16 protein-coding genes are annotated in these 18,357 nt (G+C 71.1%); 6 read left to right on the top strand and 10 right to left on the bottom strand.

What is annotated here, in order from left to right; translation table 11 throughout:
* The first annotated feature begins 132 nt into the window (after nucleotides 1-132).
* Nucleotides 133-840, top strand: coding sequence for a TetR/AcrR family transcriptional regulator C-terminal domain-containing protein (locus JEQ17_RS43430; protein ID WP_200400400.1), 708 nt, complete (start codon nucleotides 133-135; stop codon nucleotides 838-840).
* Here JEQ17_RS43430 and JEQ17_RS43425 read toward each other — a convergent pair.
* Nucleotides 818-1,792: a sensor histidine kinase gene (locus tag JEQ17_RS43425; protein ID WP_200400399.1), complete on the bottom strand. Its 975-nt coding sequence runs from the start codon at nucleotides 1,790-1,792 to the stop codon at nucleotides 818-820. The two genes, JEQ17_RS43430 and JEQ17_RS43425, sit on opposite strands and share 23 nt — an antisense overlap.
* 26 nt (nucleotides 1,793-1,818) lie before the next feature.
* A complete protein-coding gene (locus JEQ17_RS43420; RefSeq protein WP_200400398.1) occupies nucleotides 1,819-2,706 on the bottom strand; it encodes an MEDS domain-containing protein in 888 nt (295 codons plus the stop codon).
* A gap of 170 nt (nucleotides 2,707-2,876) precedes the next feature.
* Here JEQ17_RS43420 and JEQ17_RS43415 point away from each other — a divergent pair, with 170 nt between their 5' ends.
* Complete coding sequence (locus JEQ17_RS43415; RefSeq protein ID WP_200400397.1) at nucleotides 2,877-4,949, top strand: ATP-binding protein; 2,073 nt, start codon at nucleotides 2,877-2,879, stop codon at nucleotides 4,947-4,949.
* Between the two features lie 202 nt (nucleotides 4,950-5,151).
* Nucleotides 5,152-5,973 carry an alpha/beta fold hydrolase gene (locus JEQ17_RS43410; RefSeq protein WP_200402024.1) on the top strand — a complete coding sequence of 274 codons (822 nt, stop codon included), beginning with the start codon at nucleotides 5,152-5,154 and terminating at the stop codon, nucleotides 5,971-5,973.
* A 37-nt stretch (nucleotides 5,974-6,010) separates the two neighbouring features.
* Here the strand turns inward: JEQ17_RS43410 and corA are convergent, their stop codons facing one another.
* From corA to JEQ17_RS43390, 4 genes are all read right to left on the bottom strand, one after another.
* Nucleotides 6,011-7,093, bottom strand: a complete 1,083-nt coding sequence (gene corA, locus JEQ17_RS43405) for a magnesium/cobalt transporter CorA (RefSeq protein ID WP_200400396.1) — start codon at nucleotides 7,091-7,093, stop codon at nucleotides 6,011-6,013.
* 143 nt (nucleotides 7,094-7,236) lie between these two features.
* Nucleotides 7,237-8,571 carry a diaminopimelate decarboxylase gene (gene lysA, locus JEQ17_RS43400; protein ID WP_200400395.1) on the bottom strand — a complete coding sequence of 445 codons (1,335 nt, stop codon included), beginning with the start codon at nucleotides 8,569-8,571 and terminating at the stop codon, nucleotides 7,237-7,239.
* A 19-nt stretch (nucleotides 8,572-8,590) separates the two neighbouring features.
* Nucleotides 8,591-8,983, bottom strand: a complete 393-nt coding sequence (locus JEQ17_RS43395; protein ID WP_234048589.1) for an SAV_915 family protein — start codon at nucleotides 8,981-8,983, stop codon at nucleotides 8,591-8,593.
* 317 nt (nucleotides 8,984-9,300) lie between these two features.
* Nucleotides 9,301-9,714, bottom strand: coding sequence for a VOC family protein (locus JEQ17_RS43390; protein WP_200400394.1), 414 nt, complete (start codon nucleotides 9,712-9,714; stop codon nucleotides 9,301-9,303).
* A gap of 216 nt (nucleotides 9,715-9,930) precedes the next feature.
* Between JEQ17_RS43390 and JEQ17_RS43385 the strand changes: the two genes are divergently transcribed.
* Both JEQ17_RS43385 and JEQ17_RS43380 read left to right on the top strand, forming a co-directional pair.
* A complete protein-coding gene (locus JEQ17_RS43385; protein ID WP_200400393.1) occupies nucleotides 9,931-11,952 on the top strand; it encodes an amino acid permease in 2,022 nt (673 codons plus the stop codon).
* Nucleotides 11,953-12,110: 158 nt separating this feature from the next.
* A complete protein-coding gene (locus tag JEQ17_RS43380; RefSeq protein WP_234048588.1) occupies nucleotides 12,111-12,674 on the top strand; it encodes a hypothetical protein in 564 nt (187 codons plus the stop codon).
* Between the two features lie 24 nt (nucleotides 12,675-12,698).
* Here the strand turns inward: JEQ17_RS43380 and JEQ17_RS43375 are convergent, their stop codons facing one another.
* Nucleotides 12,699-13,436 carry a class I SAM-dependent methyltransferase gene (locus JEQ17_RS43375; protein ID WP_200400392.1) on the bottom strand — a complete coding sequence of 246 codons (738 nt, stop codon included), beginning with the start codon at nucleotides 13,434-13,436 and terminating at the stop codon, nucleotides 12,699-12,701.
* 163 nt (nucleotides 13,437-13,599) lie between these two features.
* On the opposite strand from JEQ17_RS43375, the gene JEQ17_RS43370 reads away from it, so the two are divergent.
* Complete coding sequence (locus JEQ17_RS43370) at nucleotides 13,600-15,195, top strand: alpha-amylase family glycosyl hydrolase (RefSeq protein WP_200400391.1); 1,596 nt, start codon at nucleotides 13,600-13,602, stop codon at nucleotides 15,193-15,195.
* A gap of 67 nt (nucleotides 15,196-15,262) precedes the next feature.
* Here JEQ17_RS43370 and JEQ17_RS43365 read toward each other — a convergent pair whose 3' ends face one another.
* From JEQ17_RS43365 to JEQ17_RS43355, 3 genes are all read right to left on the bottom strand, one after another.
* Entirely contained in the window at nucleotides 15,263-16,528 is a 1,266-nt protein-coding gene (locus JEQ17_RS43365) for an RNA polymerase sigma factor (protein ID WP_200402022.1), read from the bottom strand.
* Nucleotides 16,529-16,569: 41 nt separating this feature from the next.
* On the bottom strand, nucleotides 16,570-16,911 hold the full coding sequence (locus JEQ17_RS43360; protein WP_055616712.1) for a YciI family protein: 342 nt from the start codon (nucleotides 16,909-16,911) through the stop codon (nucleotides 16,570-16,572).
* Nucleotides 16,912-17,016: 105 nt separating this feature from the next.
* Nucleotides 17,017-18,282: a cytochrome P450 family protein gene (locus JEQ17_RS43355; protein ID WP_234048838.1), complete on the bottom strand. Its 1,266-nt coding sequence runs from the start codon at nucleotides 18,280-18,282 to the stop codon at nucleotides 17,017-17,019.
* Nucleotides 18,283-18,357 lie beyond the last annotated feature (75 nt).

Raw genomic sequence — 18,357 nt, 5'->3', positions numbered from 1 at the left:
AACACTTGCGGCGTAAGTCTTACGTTCGGGACGCTAGACTTGCGCTGTAAGTGATGTCAAGGGCCTGGCATGATCGTCACCGCACCGGCCGTCACGCCGGGGCCGTCGGCAGTCGCACGGAGAGAGGGACGCATGGGCGTCAGAGGCACCGGACGGGGCAGAAGGCTCGGTCTGACGCAGGAGAAGGTGGTCGCCGCGGCGATCACGGTGATCGACCGGGACGGGCTCGACTCCTTCTCCGTACGCCGGCTGGCCGCCGAGCTGGGCATCGAGGCGATGTCGCTCTACAACCACGTGCCGAACAAGGAGGCTCTGCTCGACGGCGTCGCCGAGACGCTGCTCGCCGGGATCGACTTCTCCGGCGCGGACACCGGCACATGGCAGGACCGCGTCCGTGCGCACGCCACCATCTTCCGCGCGGCCGCGCTGCGGCACCCCAAGGCGTTCCCGCTGGTCCTCACCAGGCCCCCGCACTCACGAGCGGCCCTGGAGACGATCCGCTCCGCACTGGCCGGCCTCACCGAACTCGGCCTCGGGCCACAGGAGTCGGTCCGCGCGCTGCGCAGCTATGTCTCCTTCATCTACGGCACGATCATGCGCGAGCTGGGCTCCGCCATCACCCTGAGCGTGATGGACCCCGGCCAAGTGGAGGAACGCGTCGAGGAGATCACCGCCACGGGTGACCCCCTGCTCATCTCCGTCGCGCCCCATCTGGCCGTCAGCGACCACGACCTCGAGTTCGAGTACGGCATCGAGCTGTTGATCGCCGGTCTCGCAGCCCGGACGGGCGTGCCGTACGACGGCGGTTCCGCACCGGTCACAGGGCGGCGCTCCTCCTGAAGTACAGGCGTACGACGGAGCCCGAGGGGTCGAGTGTCTCGGTGGCCAGGTCGCTCAACTGCCGTACCACCCACATCCCGTGGCCGTTCGCGGCGCGCGGGTCGGGTGGCAGATGGCCCGGGAACGGCGGGGGCGGTGGCGGGGACGCAGTCGCCGTGCCGGTGTCGGAGATCTCGCAGATCACGTGGTCGGAGTCGCTGCGCAGCCGCAGGACACCCCGGCCGCCTCCATGGCGCACGGAGTTGACCACCGCCTCGTGCACCGCGCTCACCATGTCGTGCGTCAGCGGCTCGGGCACCCCGAGGGCACGGGCGTACGCGGAGACCGCGCGCCGCACGTGCGCCGAGCGGCCACGCGTGAAGGGAACGTCGTCGCGCCCCGCGGGGAGCACCGGCGGCCGGGTCGTGTCGCACTCGGCGTAGAAGTCGGCCGGGTCGAGATAGCGGCCGCAGTACGCCGACTGCCTCGGCCCCAGGGCGAGTTCGGGGTGTGTGCGGACCGCCGAGCGGATGATGCCGACCGGCAGGGCGCGGGTGTCGTACGGGCAGAGGATCCAGTGTCCGGTGCCCGCGAAGGCGATGTTGAGCAGGGACTCGTAGCGCATCCACTCCCGGACCTCGAAGGCCGTACGGTCCGACCAGACGGGCTCGCCGATGACCCGGACCCTGCGTCGGCGGCCGGTCTCGTCCGTGTCGTGCGCGGCGCAGTAGTCGTTGTAGCGGCCCAGGGTGCGGGACGGACTGCCGTACCAGTCGTCCGCGTCGACGAACTCGACCTCGTCGGAGCGGTGGCCGAGCGCCTCACCGAGGAGACCGATGTTGTGGGACGCGACGACGGCGAGGACGGTGTCGCCGGCGTCCAGGCCGTCGCGGACGAAGGTGAGCGTCCCGTCGAGGAACTCGTCGTCCGAGCCGTAGCAGAGCGCCTGGTGGACCAACCGCGTACGGCTCACGGAGCCGCTCCTTCCGCCAAGTCCTCTCACAGGTGAGTTTGCTCGACGAGCAGTCCGGGGACGCGGTCCCAGCCGGTGACCCGCATCAGCCGCTGGATGTGCGGGGCGACCCCATGCAGGACGAGGGTGCCACCGGACGCGGCCAGGGCACCGCCCGCGAAGACCAGCAGCCGCAGCGCACCGACGTCGATGAAGCGCAGGTCGTGCAGATCGATCCGGGTGCGCATCCCGTTCACCGGGCGGGCACGGGCGCGGTCCGTCTCGGCGTGCAGGGCGCGGGCCAGGGCGGTCACGTTCGTGTCGTCGACCTCTCCGGCGAGCGCGAGACCGGGCGGGGCGAAAGTACGGGTGATGGAGAGCAGTTCGTCGTGCCAGACCAGGTCGGCTGCGACCCGGCCCTGGTGCAGGCCGTCGAGAGGGGCCAGCTCTCCCTCGTCGAAGACACGGCGGTCGTACTGGCAGATGCCGAGCACCGGCAGGGACGCGAAGACGGGTTCGAGGAGGAGTTCGCTGTCGTGCAGCGTCTTGAGACCCTTGCCCGCCTGGCCGCGCATGACCTCCATGCTGACGCGCAGGCCGAGGTAGCCGTCACCGACCGCGCGGCGCGTCTCGCGGCGGATCACCTCGTCGAGGTCCCACAGACCGTCGGAGGTCGCGAGGTGCGGGTCCACGGTCAGCCGCCCGGCCGCGAGTTCGTCGTCGACGGCGCAACCGCGGGACTCCAGGAAGGTGAGGGCGAGGTCGGCAGGCAGATCGGCCGGCCCCAGCAGCAGCCCGCGGTGGCCACTGGCCAGCCCGTCCAGAAGGAACGTGGCGACGACGGTCTCGCGCTCCTCGTCCGCTCCGTAGCCCAGGAGCAGATGGTCCCCGGCGCGCATCTCCCCGACTGCCTTCGGTACGGGCACGGTGTCCATCCCCCGCACCTCCCAAGGTCGCCACTCGGCGTGCCGGAACGCATCCACGCTACGCCCCATACGGCCTCGGTGTGAGGGCACGGGCCCGAATACCGGTCACCCGGACTGGCGTCGGACACGGGCGTTCCCGGGCGTTAGGGTGACCGCCATCGGTCGGGTGAGGGGGAGCGATGGTGGCCTCGGTACGCAACGGCAGGACCGGCAATCTCCCCGCCGAGTCCAACGCCTTCATCGGCCGCAGATCCGAACTGGCCGAAATATCGGCCCTGTTGGGGACCGCACGGCTCGTCACCCTCACCGGCCCCGGCGGGGTCGGGAAGTCACGGCTGGCACTGCGGGCCGCGCACACCGTGCGGGCCTCCTTCCCCGGCGGAGTGTGGCTGGTGGAACTGTCCGACCTCAAGAACCCCGAACTCCTCACGAACACCCTGGCCGAGGCGACCCGGCTGACCGAGCAGACCCTGCGCCCGCTCCTGGAGGCCCTCTGCGAGCATCTCGACGACGGGCCGCTGCTGCTCGTCCTGGACACCTGCGAGCACGTACTGGACGAGTGCGCGCGTGTCGCCCAGGAACTCCTCGCGCACGTACCGGAGTTACGGGTTCTGGCCACCAGCCGGCAGCCACTGGGCGTAGCCGGTGAGCATCTGCTGTCCGTGACGCCGCTGCCGCTCGGTGAACGCGCCGACGCGGTGGCGCTGTTCGCGGCCCGCGCCGCGGCCGCCGTGCCGTCGTTCACGCTGACCGACACCAACCGGACGGACGTGGCGGCGGTCTGTGCCCGTCTCGACGGGATCCCGCTGGCCCTGGAGCTGGCCGCGGTACGGCTGCGCGGCTTTCCCCTCGACCGGCTCCTGGAGGGCCTCGACTCGCGGTTCGACCTGCTCGTCTCCCCCGCCCGGCCGCGGCTCGCCCGGCACCAGACACTGCGTACGGCGATCGGCTGGAGCCACGAACTGTGTACTCCGCTGGAGCGGCTGCTGTGGGCCCGCCTCTCGGTGTTCGCGGGCGGCTGGGACGTGGAGGCGGCCGAATTCGTCTGCCACGGGGGCCCGTTGGACGCCGAGGAGATACTCGCGCTGCTCGCTTCGCTCACCGAGAAGTCGATCGTGACACGCGAGGGCGACGGTGTGGCCGGGCGCTACCGCATGCTCGACACGGTCCGCACCTTCGGCGCCGAGTGGCTCGCGGGCCTCGGCGAGCAGGACACCGTACGCGACCGTCACCGTGACTACTTCCGCTGGATCGCGCGCCAGGGTCAGGCCGAGTGGCTGGGCCCGGGCCAGCGGATGTGGGCCGAGCGGCTGAGTGTGGAGCACGCCAACCTGCGGGTCGCGCTGGAGGAGTGCCTGGCGGCGCCGGAGCCCGAGACCGCGCTCGAACTCGCGGGCACACTCTGGTACTTCTGGTTCGCCTGCGGCTTCGCCGAGGAGGGCCGCGGCCATCTGGAGCGCGCGCTGCGGCGGGCGCACGACGGTGGCCCCGAGCACGCGCTGGCGACCTGGGCACACCGCCTGGTCACCGTGGTGCCGGACGACGTGGACGCCGCCGAGTCGGTGAGCGCGGCCTACGTGTGGGTCGCCGAGGAACGTCAACTGCCCGTGCCCGCACTGCCGTTGACCGGGGCCAGTCTCGCGGTGCGCGGCGAGTCCGCGCGGTCCGCGCTGCTGTACGGCAGCAGCGCGCAGGGGCCGGGCGGCGGGGGCGGAGCGGAGTTCTTCCAGCTCCTCACGCTGGCGCTGCAGGCGTATCTCCTGGCAGGCCAGGGCGCGTTCGAGCGGTGCGCGGCGGTGGCCGAACGGCTGCGCGCCGACTGCGCGAAACGCGGTGAACTGTGGATGCGGGCCTGGGGCGACTTCTTCGTCGCCCTCGCCGGGATCGGGCTCGGACGGCCGGACGACGCGTTGGTCTGTGCCCGAGAGGCCCTGGCCGCCAAGTGGCGCGTCCACGACCGGCTGGGCGTCGCGGCCGTCGCCGACCTCCTGGTCGCCGCCGAGGCCTCCCGCGGCGAGCCCGAACGCGCCGCCCTCCTCCTGGGCGCGGGCACACGCCTCTGGCACGCGGCCGGACTCCCCCAGCTCGGCGACACGGGGACGACCGTCTTCCGCCGGGAGTACGCACGCCACCTCCGCAAGGCCCTCGGCGAGGACGTCTTCGCCGAAGCGGTGTGCGAGGGACGGGAGTTGAGCCCGGAGGCAGCGCTCCGGCTCGCACTGGACGGCGTACTCGACGAGCCGGGTCTCTGAGCGGGACCGAACCTCTCCGCGACACCGGTCCGAGGATTCGGTCGGTCACTCCTTCGGCGGACTGCTCACCCGGAAGCAGCAGCAGCGTGGTCCGGGCATCGGGGAGATCACCGAGATGCCGAACCGGGCCCACGCGCTCACCATCGACAAGGGCACGGACCACCTGCGGAGATCCAGAACGTTCGAGAAGAGAGGCACCCCCATGGGAACCTTCACCACCGGCGACGGCACCGAGATCTTCTACAAGGACTGGGGCACCGGCCGACCGGTCGTCTTCAGTCACGGCTGGCCCCTCAACGCGGACTCCTGGGACGGACAGGCCCGGCTGGTCGCCGACAACGGCTTCCGTGCCGTCGCCCACGACCGTCGCGGTCACGGCCGCTCCGGGCAGCCGTGGCAGGGCAACCACATGGACCAGTACGCGGACGACCTGGCCGAGCTCCTCGACAGGCTCGAACTCACCGACGCGATCCTGGTCGGCCACTCGACCGGCGGCGGCGAGGTGGCCCGGTACATCGGGCGCCACGGCACCTCGCGGGTCGCCAAGGTCGTCCTGCTGGGAGCGGTACCACCGCTGATGCTCAAGACGGACGCCAACCCCGAGGGCGCCGCGCGGGAGGTCTTCGACGGCCTCCGGGCCGGCGTCGCGGCGGACCGCTCTCAGTTCTACTGGGATTTCAGCGAGGCCTTCTTCGGCTTCAACCGGCCCGGCGCCACGGTCTCGGAGGGTCTGCGCCGCTCGTTCTGGATGTGGAGCATGCAGGTCGGGCTGAAGGCCGCGTACGACTGCATCGAGCAGTTCTCCGAGCAGGACTTCACCGAGGACCTGGGGCGCATCGACGTACCCACGCTGATCGCACACGGGGACGACGACCAGATCGTGCCCATCGCAGCGGCCGCCCACAAGTCGGCGCAGCTCGTCAAGGACGCCACCTTGAAGGTGTACCCGGGCGCTCCGCACGGCCTGGTCGGCGAGTACGAGAAGGCCTTCAACGCGGACCTGCTCGACTTCATCAGGAGCTGAGGCGTGCTCTCCGGGAGCTGAGACCTGCGGGCCCGGCTCAGAGCCAGCCGTTGCGCCTGAAGCCGCGGTGGATGACGAAGCAGAGGGTGACGATGACGCCGAGGACCAGGGGGTAGCCGTACGTCCAGCGCAGTTCGGGCATGTGGTCGAAGTTCATGCCGTAGAGACCGCAGATCATGGTGGGGACGGCGACGATGGCGGCCCAGGCCGTGATCTTGCGCATGTCCTCGTTCTGGGCGACCGTGACCTGCGCGAGGTGGGCCTGGAGGATCGAGTCGAGCAGCCCGTCGAAGGCGTTGATCTGCTCGGTGGCACGGGCGAGATGGTCGGCGACGTCGCGGAAGTACGGCTGGATGTCCGGGGAGAGGGCCGCCGGCGGCTCGTGGGCGAGGATCTGCAGGGGACGGGCCAACGGGACCACGGCCCGTTTGAGCTCCAGGAGTTCCCGCTTGAGCTGGTAGATCTGGCCGGCGTCGCCGCGCGCGGTGTGCTCGGCGAAGACGGCGGTCTCGACGGCCTCTATGTCGTTCTGTACGGCGTCCGTGACCTCCAGATAGTCGTCGACCACATGGTCCGCGATGGCGTGCAGGACGGCGGAGGGCCCCTTCGCGAGCTGGTCCGGCAGGCTCTCCAGGGCTTCACGGAGCGGGCCCAGGGAGCCGTGGCTGCCGTGCCGGATGGTGATCACGAAGTCGCGGCCGATGAAGACCATCAGCTCGCCGGTGTCCACCACCTCGCTGGTCGCGGTGAGCTGCTCGTGCTCGACGTAGCGCACGGTCTTGAAGACGGCGAACAGCGTGTCGTCGTACCGCTCGACCTTCGGCCGCTGATGGGCGTGCACGGCGTCCTCGACGGCCAGCGGATGGAGGCCGAAGAGCTTGGCGAGGCCCGCGAACTCCTCGTTCGTCGGCTCGTGCAGTCCGATCCAGACGAAGCCGCCCCTGCCCTTGCGGGCCCGCCGGATCGCCTCGTCCGGTGCCCAGTCGCCGGGCTGCCGTCCACCCTCGCGGTAGACCACGCAGTTCACCACCGCGCTGCCGAGCGGGGAACGGGCGGGGTGGCTGAGATCCACGGTGCGGCGGTAGGCGCGACGCACCGCTCTGCTCAGGTTGCTGATCATGGGCACGGCTTGGGCTCCTTCGGTGACCGGGTCAGTGTGCCACCGAATCGCGTTCACTCCGCGTATGGGTCTCCGGGCCGCTGACCGGGGCGAACACCTCCGGGCGGGGCCGGGCCGTCACCCGCCCGGAGGTGGGTCCCCGCCTACAGGCCGACGTCCCGGCTGCGGATGTCATCCAGCGACTCCCGGCGGACGAGGAGCCGGGCGTGACCGCGGTCGACGGCCACCACGGGCGGGCGTCCGACCAGGTTGTATCCCGAGGCCATGGAGAGGTGGTACGCACCGGCGACCGGCACGGCCAGCAGGTCGCCCGGGTGCACGTCACCGGGCAGCCGGACGTCCGAGGCGAGGATGTCGCCCGCCTCGCAGTGCCGGCCGACCACGGTCACCGGGGCCGGCTCCGCGGTGGAGTGACGTCCGATCAGCCGGGGCGCGTACCGCACTCCGTACAGCGCGGGACGGGGGTTGTCGCTCATCCCGCCGTCCACGGCCACGAAGGTGCGGTCGGCGGTCCGCTTCACCGCGAGCACGTGATAGAGGGCGAGGCCCGCCGGTCCGGCGATGGCGCGCCCGGGCTCGATCAACAGCCGCGGCACCGGCAGCCCGGCGGCGGCGCAGCTCTCGACGAGTTCGGCGCGTACCTTTCGGGCCAGCGTGGTGAGGTCGAGTGCCTCCTCCCCCGGCCGGTAGGCGATGCCGTGGCCGCCGCCCAGGTCGAGTTCGGGCAGTACGACTCCGTGGGCGTCGCGCAGACGGGCCGTAAGCCCCACCATCCGTCGTACGGCCGCGAGATACGGCTTGACGCTGGTGATCTGCGAGCCCAGGTGGCAGTGGAGGCCGGTGAGTTCCAGTTGCGGCTGGTCGAGGATGCGGGCGATGGCGTGCTGGGCGTAGCCGTCGGTGAGGGTCAGCCCGAACTTCTGGTCGTCCGTGCCCGTTCGGATCTTCTCGTGGCCACCCGCGCTGATGCCGGGGACGACCCGCACCATCACCCTCTGGTGTCCGCCGGTGCCGACCGCCGCCGCGAGCCGCGCGATCTCCGACGGGCTGTCGATCACGATGCGTCCGACGCCCAGCCGCAGCGCGGTCTCCAGGTCGTGCGGCGACTTGGCGTTGCCGTGCAGCACGATCCGCTCGGGCGGGAAGCCGGTGGTGACGGCGAGTTCCAGCTCACCGGCGGAGCACACGTCGAGTCCCAGGCCCTCCTCCTCGACCCAGTGGGCCATGGCACGGCACAGGAACGCCTTGGCGGCGTAGAGGACTTCGGCCTCGGGGAAGGCGTCCCGGTAGGTACGGCAGCGTGCGCGGACCTCGCCCTCGTCGAGTACGTAGACGGGGGTGCCGAAGCGGTCGGCGATCTCGGTGAGGGGTACGCCGCCGACGGCGAGGTCTCCCCGGTCCTGCCGGGCGGTGGAGGCGGGCCACACCGACAGGTCGTCGGCGCGGGTCGTGACGGCGGGCTCGTGCACTGTGGTCATCGCGGTTCCCTTTCCGGCCTCAGAAGGTCCGTACGGTCCGTACGGCCGGTACGGCGCGGGTGGTCGCCCCGCTCGCGCGCGGCACCTCGGCGGCCCGCGGATCCCATGCGCGGGGCTCGGGACCGGCCGGGGGTGCGGAGAACTGGGGGTCCACGGTGACCGTGGTGACGCCGAGCGGTTCGGTGAGGGCGCGGAGCACGGGCTCGGCGAGCCGGATCCAGGCCTGCCCGTCGCCGAGGGTGGCGATCAGGCGGTCCCTGCTGGTGAAGCCGACGGCGGTCCGGGTTCCGAGGGGTGTGCGGAACAGCCGGGTGGAGCATCCTGCTGGTCCCGGCCGGACGGGTACGTACAGGGGCCCGGCCGGGAACCGTTCTGAGGGCTCCGGGTCTTCGGCGCACGCGAGGTCTGTCATGGGATGCCTCCTGGAGGATCCGGGTGCTGGGGCGTGTTGGCGCCCCGGCGCGGGGAGGCGTACCCGGGGCGTGCCACGAAGGTATGCCCGCTTCCCCCGGCTCCCTCGGCCGCCGACGCGCTTCATGACGCGATGCTGACGGGGAACCGCCACGGACTGACGGGACGCTGACGCGAGGGGACGCCTGGAGGGTGAGAGGCCCTTGTCACCCGGCCCCGATGACAGCCACGACGGTGGAAACGGCGAGGTCCCGCCGACCGTCGCGTCGGCGGGACCTCGGGCGGGCGTCCGGGCCCGGTTTCCTGCGGGTGGCCGGCTCAGGCCTGTGTCTCGGTGATGTTGACCATCCAGGGGATGCCGAAACGGTCCGTACACATGCCGAACACGTCGCCCCACATCTGCTTCTCTAGCGGGACGGCCACCGTGCCGCCGGCGGACAGCTTCTCCCAGTAACCGCGCAGCTCGGCGTCGTCGTCACCGCTGAGGCTCACCGAGAAGTTGCCGCCCGGGGTGTACTTCATGCCCGGCGGGGTGTCGGCGGCCATCAGCGTGAAACCGCTCGGGGTCTCCAGCATTCCGTGCATGATCTGGTTCGCTTCGGGGCTGTCCGCCATACCGGACTCCCCGAAGGTGTTCAGCGCCAGTGTGCCGCCGAGGACCTCCTTGTAGAACTCCAACGCCTGCCGGGCGTCACCGTCGAAGCTGATGTACGGATTGAGGCGCGAGGCCATGAAAACCTCCCAGATTGGGCCAAACGATCAGATCTGCGCAGACTAGCGCGGGCCACCGACAACGGCCCGTCGTGGGCGTCGACAGGAACGGGCCGGACGGTCCCGGCCCCGACTCTTACGCCATCCGTACGGATCTCGCCGCACCTGACGCCGTCCTGACGCCCTGCCGGGCAGGGCTCCCCGGGTTCGGGCCGCTCCCCCGCTTACGCTCGCGCCGTGTTCAACGTGACCGGTCTGCTGAAACGCCTGGTGATCGGCCGGGCCAGGCGCAGCGAAGAGCTCCAGGAGACGCTGCTGCCCAAGCGGCTCGCCCTGCCCATCTTCGCCTCCGACCCACTGTCGTCGGTGGCGTACGCGACGCAGGAGATCCTGCTCGTGCTCACCCTCGGTGGGCTCGCGTATCTGCATTTCACGCCGTGGATCGCTGTGGCGGTCGTGTCACTGATGACGGTGGTGGTGCTCTCGTACCGCCAGGTGGTGTACGCCTATCCGAGCGGCGGCGGCTCGTACGAGGTGGTCTCCACGAATCTCGGCCCGTCGGCCGGTCTGGTGGTGGCGGCCTCGCTGCTCGTCGACTATGTGATGACGGTGGCCGTCTCCGTCGCCTCGGGGGTCGACAACATCATCTCGGCGATCCCCCAACTGGCCGACTACCGCGTCCCGTTGGCGCTGGCCTTCGTGGCGGTCCTGACCGCCATGAACCTGCGCGGCACCCGCGAGTCCGGGAACGCCTTCGCGGCTCCGACCTACCTGTTCATCGGCGGCGTACTGATCATGGTCGGAACCGGTCTGGTCCGCTATCTGCTCGGCGACGCGCCGGTCGCGGAGAGCGCGCAGTACGGCGTGACGCCGGAGCCCGGGGACGCCGATCTCGCCGGGCCGGCGCTGGTGATGCTGGTCCTGCGCGCGTTCTCGTCGGGCTGTACGGCGCTGACGGGTGTGGAGGCGATCTCCAACGGCGTACCGGCGTTCCGCAAACCCAAGTCGCGGAACGCGGCGGCCACGATGGTGGCGATGGGTGCCATCGCGATCGTCATGTTCGTCGGTGTCACGACGCTCGCGATCGTCTCCAAGGTGCGCATCACCGACGACTCCTGCCGGCTCACCGGCCTGGACGGCAGCTGCGAGAGCCATACGCAGCGCACGGTCATCGCGCAGATCGCGGCCGCGGTGTTCGGCGGCGAGAACAGTGTCGGTTTCTACTTCATCCAGGCGGCCACCGCGCTGGTGCTGGTCCTCGCCGCGAACACCGCGTTCAACGGCTTCCCGCTGCTCTCCTCGATCCTCGCCCAGCACCGCTATCTGCCGCGTCAGCTGCACAACCGCGGCGACCGGCTCGCCTTCTCCAACGGCATCGTGGCCCTCGCGGTCGTCGCCGGTCTGCTGCTGTGGGGCTTCCGGGCGAACGTCACGAACCTCATCCACCTCTACATCCTGGGCGTGTTCACGTCGTTCACGCTGTCGCAGACGGGCATGGTCCGGCACTGGAACGGTGAGCTGCGTGCCACGAATGACCCGGCCCTGCGGCGCCGTCACCACTCGGCGCGCCTGATCAACGCGCTGGGCGCGGTGGTCACCGGCCTCGTCCTGGTGATCGTGCTCGCGACGAAGTTCCTGGAGGGCGCATGGCTGGCGGTGCTCGCCGCGGTCGTGCTGTGGGTGATGATGCGGGGCATCCGCCGGCACTACGACGCCACCTCCGCGGAGCTCGCCGTGACGGACCCGCGCGAGGAACTCGTCCCCCCCTCAAGGGTGTTGGGCATCGTGCTCGTCTCCACACTGCACAAGCCGACGCTGCGGGCACTGTCGTACGCGCGTGCTCTGCGGCCCGACCGACTGGAGGCGCTGACGGTGTCGGTGGACCGCGACGAGGCACTCGCGCTGCGCGAGCACTGGGAGGAGTACGGCATCGACGTGCCCCTCAAGGTCGTCGACTCGCCCTATCGCGAGGTGACGCGGCCGGTGGTCGAGTATGTGCGCTCGCTGCGGCGGGAGAGCCCCCGGGACGTCGTGGCGGTGTTCATTCCCGAGTACGTCGTCGGCCACTGGTGGGAGAACCTGCTGCACAACCAGTCCGCGCTCTGGCTGAAGAGCCGTCTGCTGTTCACGCCCGGTGTGATGGTCATCAGCGTGCCCTGGCAGCTGAGCTCCTCGGCGGGCGCCGACCGTCCCACCCGCAGGGCACCGGGCTCGGTCCGCCGCGGCGAGCCCGCCTACACGAGGGCGCGGCCGCGCTGACCGGCATCGCCGCACCGGCGAAATGAGCACTACGCACGGTGACGGGTGGTTGCATTCCGGACGGGCGCCGTACGACACGCGTCAATTTCGTCGGCCGGAGAGTCAGCGAAGCATCAAGTCGCTCCCACCGCGTGTGGGGCGTGCCTACCGTCGCCGCCATGTCTCGACGTATCGAGGGGCCCGCGTCCGGTCGTTTCCCCGATGTGCCGGCGTACGACGACGGCGCGTGGGTGCACGACCGCGCGTGGGCGGGTGAGGCTCGCTCGGCCGCGGGCTGTGCCGCGCTGATGCTGGGGCTGTTGCTGGTGTGCGACGCGGGTTCGGGACACCTCACGGCGTTGCGGTTCCTGCTGTGGGCGACGCTGGCCTTCGTCCTGTTCGCCGTGCTGCTGCCCGCCCGCGTGTCCGCGTGCGAGGACGAGTTCGTGTGCCAGGGCCTGTTCGGGCACCGGTCCGTGTGCACGGACAGACTCGTGGCGGTGTGCCGCTCGCACGGGGTGGCCCAACGCCTCGTCCTGCGCGACGAGTTCGGCGGGCGCGTCGAGTTCGATCCCCGGGTCCTGGTCGCCAACCCCGCACTGTGGCGGCTCCTGGACGAGGGCGCGCGGGCCTCGGCGGCGGGCGGCTCACTCGTCTGCGGTACGACGGAGCTGCGGCGGCTGTCGGAGCGGCTCGACCGGGAGACCGCTCGGACGGTGTTCCGGATCTCCGGGCTCGAATAGCCGCTCCCGGCTCCCCGGCCGCAGCTACTCCGCATTCCCCGGCTTCGTCGCCACCACCATCCTGCAGCGGGGGCTGCCGTCACTCCTGCACCCGAACTCGGGGAGGGCGTACAGCTCCACCGCGAAACCGGCGCGGGCGAGTTCCCGTCGTACGTCGTCGAGGCGGAAATCCCGGTAGTACATGACGAACGGGGGACGCCACACGGCGTTCCGTACGCGCATCGCCGCGTCGAAGCCGAGCAGGGCCCAGTAGCCGCGTGAGCCGGGGCGGGCGGGGGCTCCGATCGGGAAGGCGAATCGTCCGCCGGGCCGGAGCACGGAGTGGACCTGCGCGAACAGCCCCGGCAACTCCCTGGGCAGGAAGTGCCCGAACGCCCCGAAGCTCACCACGAGGTCGAAGGCCGGTCCGAACGGGAGGGCGCGGGCGTCACCGCGTACCCAGGCGGTCGGCGGCCCGCCGGGACGCGCCGCCCTCTCCCGGGCCACGGCGAGCATGCCGGTGCTGATGTCGACGCCGGTGACCTGCTCCCGGCACACCGTCCGCAGCACGTCCATGCCCGCGCCGGTGCCGCAGCACAGGTCGAGTCCACGCTGGAACGGGCCGATCCTTCCGAGGGCCCGTGCGACGGACCGCAGTACCGAGTCCGGTGTACGGAACGGGGTGTGGTCGAACTTGGGTGCGAGCAGGTCGTAGCCGTGCTCGACGGACGACAGTGCCTGTACGGCGAGTTCGCGGAACGTGGGGCCTTGCGGGGTGAACATGGCTGCTCAGCGTAGGCGTTCCACTGGGGTGCCGTGATTTGTCTGCGGGTTCGTTGTTGCTGGGCGCGCAGTTCCCCGCGCCCCTTCGGGGCGCGCCTCCCGCCCAGGCTCTGGCCATGGCGTGGTCTTTCCCAGGCCTCGGTCTCGCTGTCACTCTCGATCTATGAACTCCTTCCGTCCCGCGCCCGCATGGCTGGCCGATGCCGTGTTCTACCAGATCTATCCGCAGTCGTTCGCGGACTCGAACGGCGATGGGATCGGTGACTTCGACGGCATCGCCGAGCGTCTCGACCATCTGGTGTGGCTGGGGGTGAACACGGTCTGGCTGAACCCGTGCTTCGTCTCGCCGTTCGGGGACGCGGGGTACGACGTCGCCGACTACCTGAACGTGGCTCCGCGCTACGGATCCAACGACGACCTGGCGAAGCTCGTCGACCGGGCGGGCCGTCGCGGTATCCGGGTGCTCCTCGACCTGGTCGCCGGGCACACCTCCGCCGAGCACCCGTGGTTCAGGGCCTCGGCGAACGATCCGGACGACCATCGCTACGTCTGGGCGCCGGAGGGCCGGTCAGGGGGCACGCCGGAGGGATTCGTGGCCTCGCCTGGCAGCCGACCCGGCGCGTATCTCCCGAACTTCTTCGACTTCCAACCTGCTCTCAACTTCGGTTACGCGCGCGAGAATTCCGCCGAGCCGTGGCGGCAGCCGGTGGACGCGGAGGGTCCGCGCGCCAACCGTGAGGCCCTGCGCACGATCATGGACCACTGGCTGAGCCTCGGCCTCTCGGGCTTCCGCGTCGACATGGCCGCCTCGCTCGTCAAGGACGACCCGGACAAGGCCGGTACGAGCGAGATCTGGACGGAGCTGCGTCACTGGCTGGACCGTACGCACCCGGACGCGGTGCTGCTGTCGGAGTGGGGCGAGCCCGAGGTGTCGGTCCCGGCGGGGTTCCACACGGACTTCTTCCTGCACTTCGGCGGCCCCACCGACGGCCTGGCGCTGCGCTCGCTGTGGAGCAACGGCACCGGCACCGTCAATGACACCTGGGACCCGCTCGACTGCTTCTTCGACCCGAGCGGCCAGGGCTCGCCCCGCCCCTTCGTCGAGGCCTGGCAGCGGGCTTCGTCCGCTCTCCGCGGCAGCGGCTTCATCTCCCTGCCGACCGCCAACCACGACTTCTCCCGCCTCAACTGCGGCCCCCGCACGGCCGAACAGCTCCCTGCCGCCTTCGCCTTCCAGCTCACCTGGCCCACGCTCCCGGCCATCTACTACGGCGACGAGATCGGCATGCGCTACGTCCCGGACCTCCCCGACACCGAGGGCAGCGTGCTCGGCCCGCGCTACAACCGGGCGGGTTCCCGCACTCCCATGCAGTGGGACGACGGCCCCAACGCGGGCTTCTCGACGTCCGACCACCCCTATCTCCCGGTCGACCCCGCCCCCGACCGCCCCACCGTCGCCGCCCAGCGCGCCGACGACAGGTCCCTCCTCCATCTCGTACGCCGTCTCATCGCTCTCCGCACGACGACTCCGGAACTCGGGTCGGGCGGCTCGGTGGAGGTCCTGCACGCCGGATACCCGTTCGTGTACGTACGCGGCGGACGGTATCTCGTGGTCGTCAACCCCCAGCAGGGGCAGACGAGTTACCGCCTCGGCCGCGTCCGGCCCGGCCGGGCCCTGGAGTCGTCCGGTGTCGCGATCGACGGCGATACCGTCACGGCTCAGGGCTTCGGGTTCGGGATCTTCGACGTGATCGGGTAGTCCGGCCCCTGTCCCGGAGGACCGCGCCCGGCAGGCCGTCGCCTTTCGCGCCGCCTACGAGCTGTTCCTACGCCGATCGGCACTCCGCGAGCCGCTTTTCGAGGAAACGCCGCTCGGCGTCGTTCTCCACCAGCTCCAGCGCCTTCTCGTACGCCTCGGCCGCCTCGCCCATGCGTCCCGTGCGCCGCAGGAGGTCCGCCCGGGTGGCGGGCAGCAGGTGGTAGCCGGCCAGGTCGCCCGCCTTCTCCAGCTCCGCCACCAGGGCCAGACCGGCCTCGGGGCTCTCCGACATGCCGACGGCCACCGCGCGGTTCAGCCGGACGACGTCGGACGGCACGTGGCGCGCCAACTCCCCGTACAGCGCGGCGATGTCGGCCCAGTCCGTCTCCTCGGCGGTGGTCGCAGTGACATGGCAGGCCGCGATGGCGGCCTGGATCTGGTACGGCCCCGGCCGCCCCCGGCGCAGTGCCGTCTCCAGGAGGGCGGCGCCCTCGTCGGCCTCCGCCCGGTCCCAGGCCGTACGGTCCTGGTCCTCCAGGGTGACCAGGTCACCGGCCGCGTCCACACGGGTGTTCCGCCGGGCGTCGTGCAGCAGGAGGAGCGCGAGAAGTCCGAGGACCTCGGGCTCGTCGGGCATGAGCCGGGCCAGCACCCGGGCGAGCCGGACGGCCTCCGCGCAGAGGTTCCTCCGCAGGAGATCGGCGCCGGACGTGGCCGCGTACCCCTCGTTGAACAGGAGGTACACCACGCCCAGCACGCCGATCGTCCGCTCGGGCAGCAGATGCGCGGGCGGTACGCGGTACGGGATGCCGGCGTTGCGGATCTTCCGCTTGGCGCGCACGAGGCGTTGCGCCATCGTCGCCTCGGGGACGAGGAAGGCGCGGGCGATCTCGGGCGTGGTGAGCCCCGCGAGGGTGCGCAGGGTCAGGGCGACCCGGGCCTCGATGGGCAGCGCGGGATGGCAGCAGGTGAAGAGCAGCCGCAGCCGGTCGTCCGTCACCCCGCTGTCGTTGTCGAAGTCCGGGTCGTGCGGGTCGAAGGGTCCCCCGTCCCGTGCCAGCACAGCCGCCTCCCGCAGTTTCGCCGCCCCGACCGCCTCCCGGCGCAGCACGTCCAGGGCGCGGTTGCGCGCGGTCGTGGTCAGCCAGGCGCCGGGGCGGCGCGGTACTCCGTCGCGCCGCCACCGGGCGAGTGCCTGGGCGAAGGCGTCCTGCGCACACTCCTCGGCGAGGTCCCAGTCGCCGGTCACCCTGATCAGGGTGGCAACGACCTGGCCCCATTCCTCGCGGAAGGCGGCGGCGACGGCCTCCTCGACGCCGTCCGTCGCTTCGATGTCTTCCGCGCCTTCGATGTCGTCCGCCGCTTCGTTCTCGTTCACTCCCAGACCGGCCGCACCTCGACAGAACCGCCGCCGAGCGCGGCGGGATGCCGCGACGCCAGCGCGATGGCCTCGTCGAGGTCGGCGACCTCGATGATGTCGAAACCGGCGACATACTCCTTGGACTCCACGAACGGCCCGTCGCTGAGCAGGACTTCGTCGCCCTGGACGCGCACGGTGGTGGCGTCGGTGGCCGGCCGCAGCCGTGCGCCGCCCTTCACCACGCCGCTGGTGCGGACCTCGTCGATGTACGAGGTGAAGCGGGGGTCGTCGGCGATCTCCTCGGGGCTGAGCTCCTCGCCGCCGACGGGGGTGCAGATGAACATCACGTACTTCATGACCCGGTCCTCCTCGATTCCCTCTGTTCCTGGTCCCTGCACCCCACCGACGAACGGGCCGGCGCCGGATCGACACATCCCCATGATTGTTCGGGCGAGCGGACTTCACACCCGCGGTGACACGCGTACGGGAAGTGCCCGGACGCTGTTGCCCACGAAGCTGGAGTGGCGGGCGAGGTCCGCCTCGGGCAGAGCCACGTCGAGGCCGGGGAATCGGGCGAACAGCCGCTCCAGGGCGATGGTGGACTCCAGCCGGGCCAGCGGGGCGCCGAGGCAGTAGTGGGTGCCGTGACCGAGGGACAGATGCCGCGTGGTGCCGGGCCTGGCGGGCCTGGTGACGTCGAAGCGGTCGGCGTCGGGCCCGTGGGCGGCCGGATCGCGCCCGGCCGCCGAGTAGCCGGACAGGACGAGCGTACCCCGGGGTATCACGGTCCCGTCGACCGTCAGGTCCCGCACGGGGTAGCGGAAGGGGAAGTAGCTGACGGGCGCGTCCCAGCGCAGGGTCTCCTCGACGACGTCCGCCCAGCCGGCCTCGCCCCGCGTGACCCGCTCCAGCTGTTCCCGGTGGCCGCAGAGGGCGCGTACGGCGTTGGTGATGAGGTTCAGTGTGGTCTCGTGCCCGGCGATGATCATCAGTACCAGGGTGCCGATGAGTTCCTCGTGGGTGAGCCGGTCGCCGCCCTCGTCGCGGGCGGTGATCAGCGCGGTGGTGAGGTCGTCGCCCGGCCGCTCGGTGCGGACCGCGACCACCGCGCCCAGCACGGCCACCAGCTCCTTGTTCGCGGCGAGGGCCTTCTCGGGCCGGATGTCGGTGGCGACGACCTGGTTGGAGAGGTGGTGCAGCCGGTCACGGTACTCGGCGTCGACCCCGAGCAGTTCCCCGATGACGCCCATCGGCAGCGGCAGCGCGAAGTGCTCGCGCAGGTCGGCCACTCCTCCGCTCTCTTCGGCCGCGCGATGCAGGTCGTCGAGCAGTCCGTCCGTCAACTCCTCGATCCTGGGCCGCAGTTGCTCGACCCGTCGGGCGGTGAACGCCTTGCTGACCAATGCGCGCAGCCGTCGGTGGTCGTCGCCGTCCGCGGTCGTCATCCCTCGTACGGTCGCGAAGGTCGTGAGGGGCCATCCCTTGGCTATCCGCCCCTCCCGCAGCGCGGTGAAGTGGCCTGCGTCCTTGGCGACTTCGGGGTGGGCGAGGAACTCCTTCAGCGCCTCGTGCCCGAGGACCGCCATGCCTTCCACTCCGCCGGGCAGGACGACCGAGGCGACGGCGCCACGTGCGAGGAGGCGCGCGTTGTCGGCGTGCGGGCAGCCGCCGGCCGGGTCCATCCGGTGCGGTGGGACGAGAGGAGTGGGTATTCCAGGGGTGTGCATGGCAGGGGTGCTGTCCAACCGATTCTCCTGACTGTCGTCGGCGAGCCGCCCTCGCCGCCGTCCGTGACCGTCCGT

Origin of the sequence: Streptomyces liliifuscus (genome assembly GCF_016598615.1) — a bacterium.
GTDB classification, from domain to species: Bacteria; Actinomycetota; Actinomycetes; order Streptomycetales; family Streptomycetaceae; genus Streptomyces; species Streptomyces liliifuscus.
The sequence above is the reverse complement of the archived record's forward strand: the minus strand, read 5'-3'. Positions and strand labels throughout refer to the sequence as shown.

What these genes read in the sequence shown, in the direction of transcription:
- JEQ17_RS43430 (WP_200400400.1), top strand. Translation starts at nt 133, where the DNA reads ATGGGCGTCAGAGGCACCGGACGGGGCAGAAGGCTCGGTCTGACGCAG.
- JEQ17_RS43420 (WP_200400398.1), bottom strand. Translation starts at nt 2,706, where the DNA reads ATGGACACCGTGCCCGTACCGAAGGCAGTCGGGGAGATGCGCGCCGGG.
- JEQ17_RS43415 (WP_200400397.1), top strand. Translation starts at nt 2,877, where the DNA reads ATGGTGGCCTCGGTACGCAACGGCAGGACCGGCAATCTCCCCGCCGAG.
- JEQ17_RS43410 (WP_200402024.1), top strand. Translation starts at nt 5,152, where the DNA reads ATGGGAACCTTCACCACCGGCGACGGCACCGAGATCTTCTACAAGGAC.
- corA (WP_200400396.1), bottom strand. Translation starts at nt 7,093, where the DNA reads ATGATCAGCAACCTGAGCAGAGCGGTGCGTCGCGCCTACCGCCGCACC.
- lysA (WP_200400395.1), bottom strand. Translation starts at nt 8,571, where the DNA reads ATGACCACAGTGCACGAGCCCGCCGTCACGACCCGCGCCGACGACCTG.
- JEQ17_RS43395 (WP_234048589.1), bottom strand. Translation starts at nt 8,983, where the DNA reads ATGACAGACCTCGCGTGCGCCGAAGACCCGGAGCCCTCAGAACGGTTC.
- JEQ17_RS43390 (WP_200400394.1), bottom strand. Translation starts at nt 9,714, where the DNA reads ATGGCCTCGCGCCTCAATCCGTACATCAGCTTCGACGGTGACGCCCGG.
- JEQ17_RS43380 (WP_234048588.1), top strand. Translation starts at nt 12,111, where the DNA reads ATGTCTCGACGTATCGAGGGGCCCGCGTCCGGTCGTTTCCCCGATGTG.
- JEQ17_RS43375 (WP_200400392.1), bottom strand. Translation starts at nt 13,436, where the DNA reads ATGTTCACCCCGCAAGGCCCCACGTTCCGCGAACTCGCCGTACAGGCA.
- JEQ17_RS43370 (WP_200400391.1), top strand. Translation starts at nt 13,600, where the DNA reads ATGAACTCCTTCCGTCCCGCGCCCGCATGGCTGGCCGATGCCGTGTTC.
- JEQ17_RS43360 (WP_055616712.1), bottom strand. Translation starts at nt 16,911, where the DNA reads ATGAAGTACGTGATGTTCATCTGCACCCCCGTCGGCGGCGAGGAGCTC.
- JEQ17_RS43355 (WP_234048838.1), bottom strand. Translation starts at nt 18,282, where the DNA reads ATGCACACCCCTGGAATACCCACTCCTCTCGTCCCACCGCACCGGATG.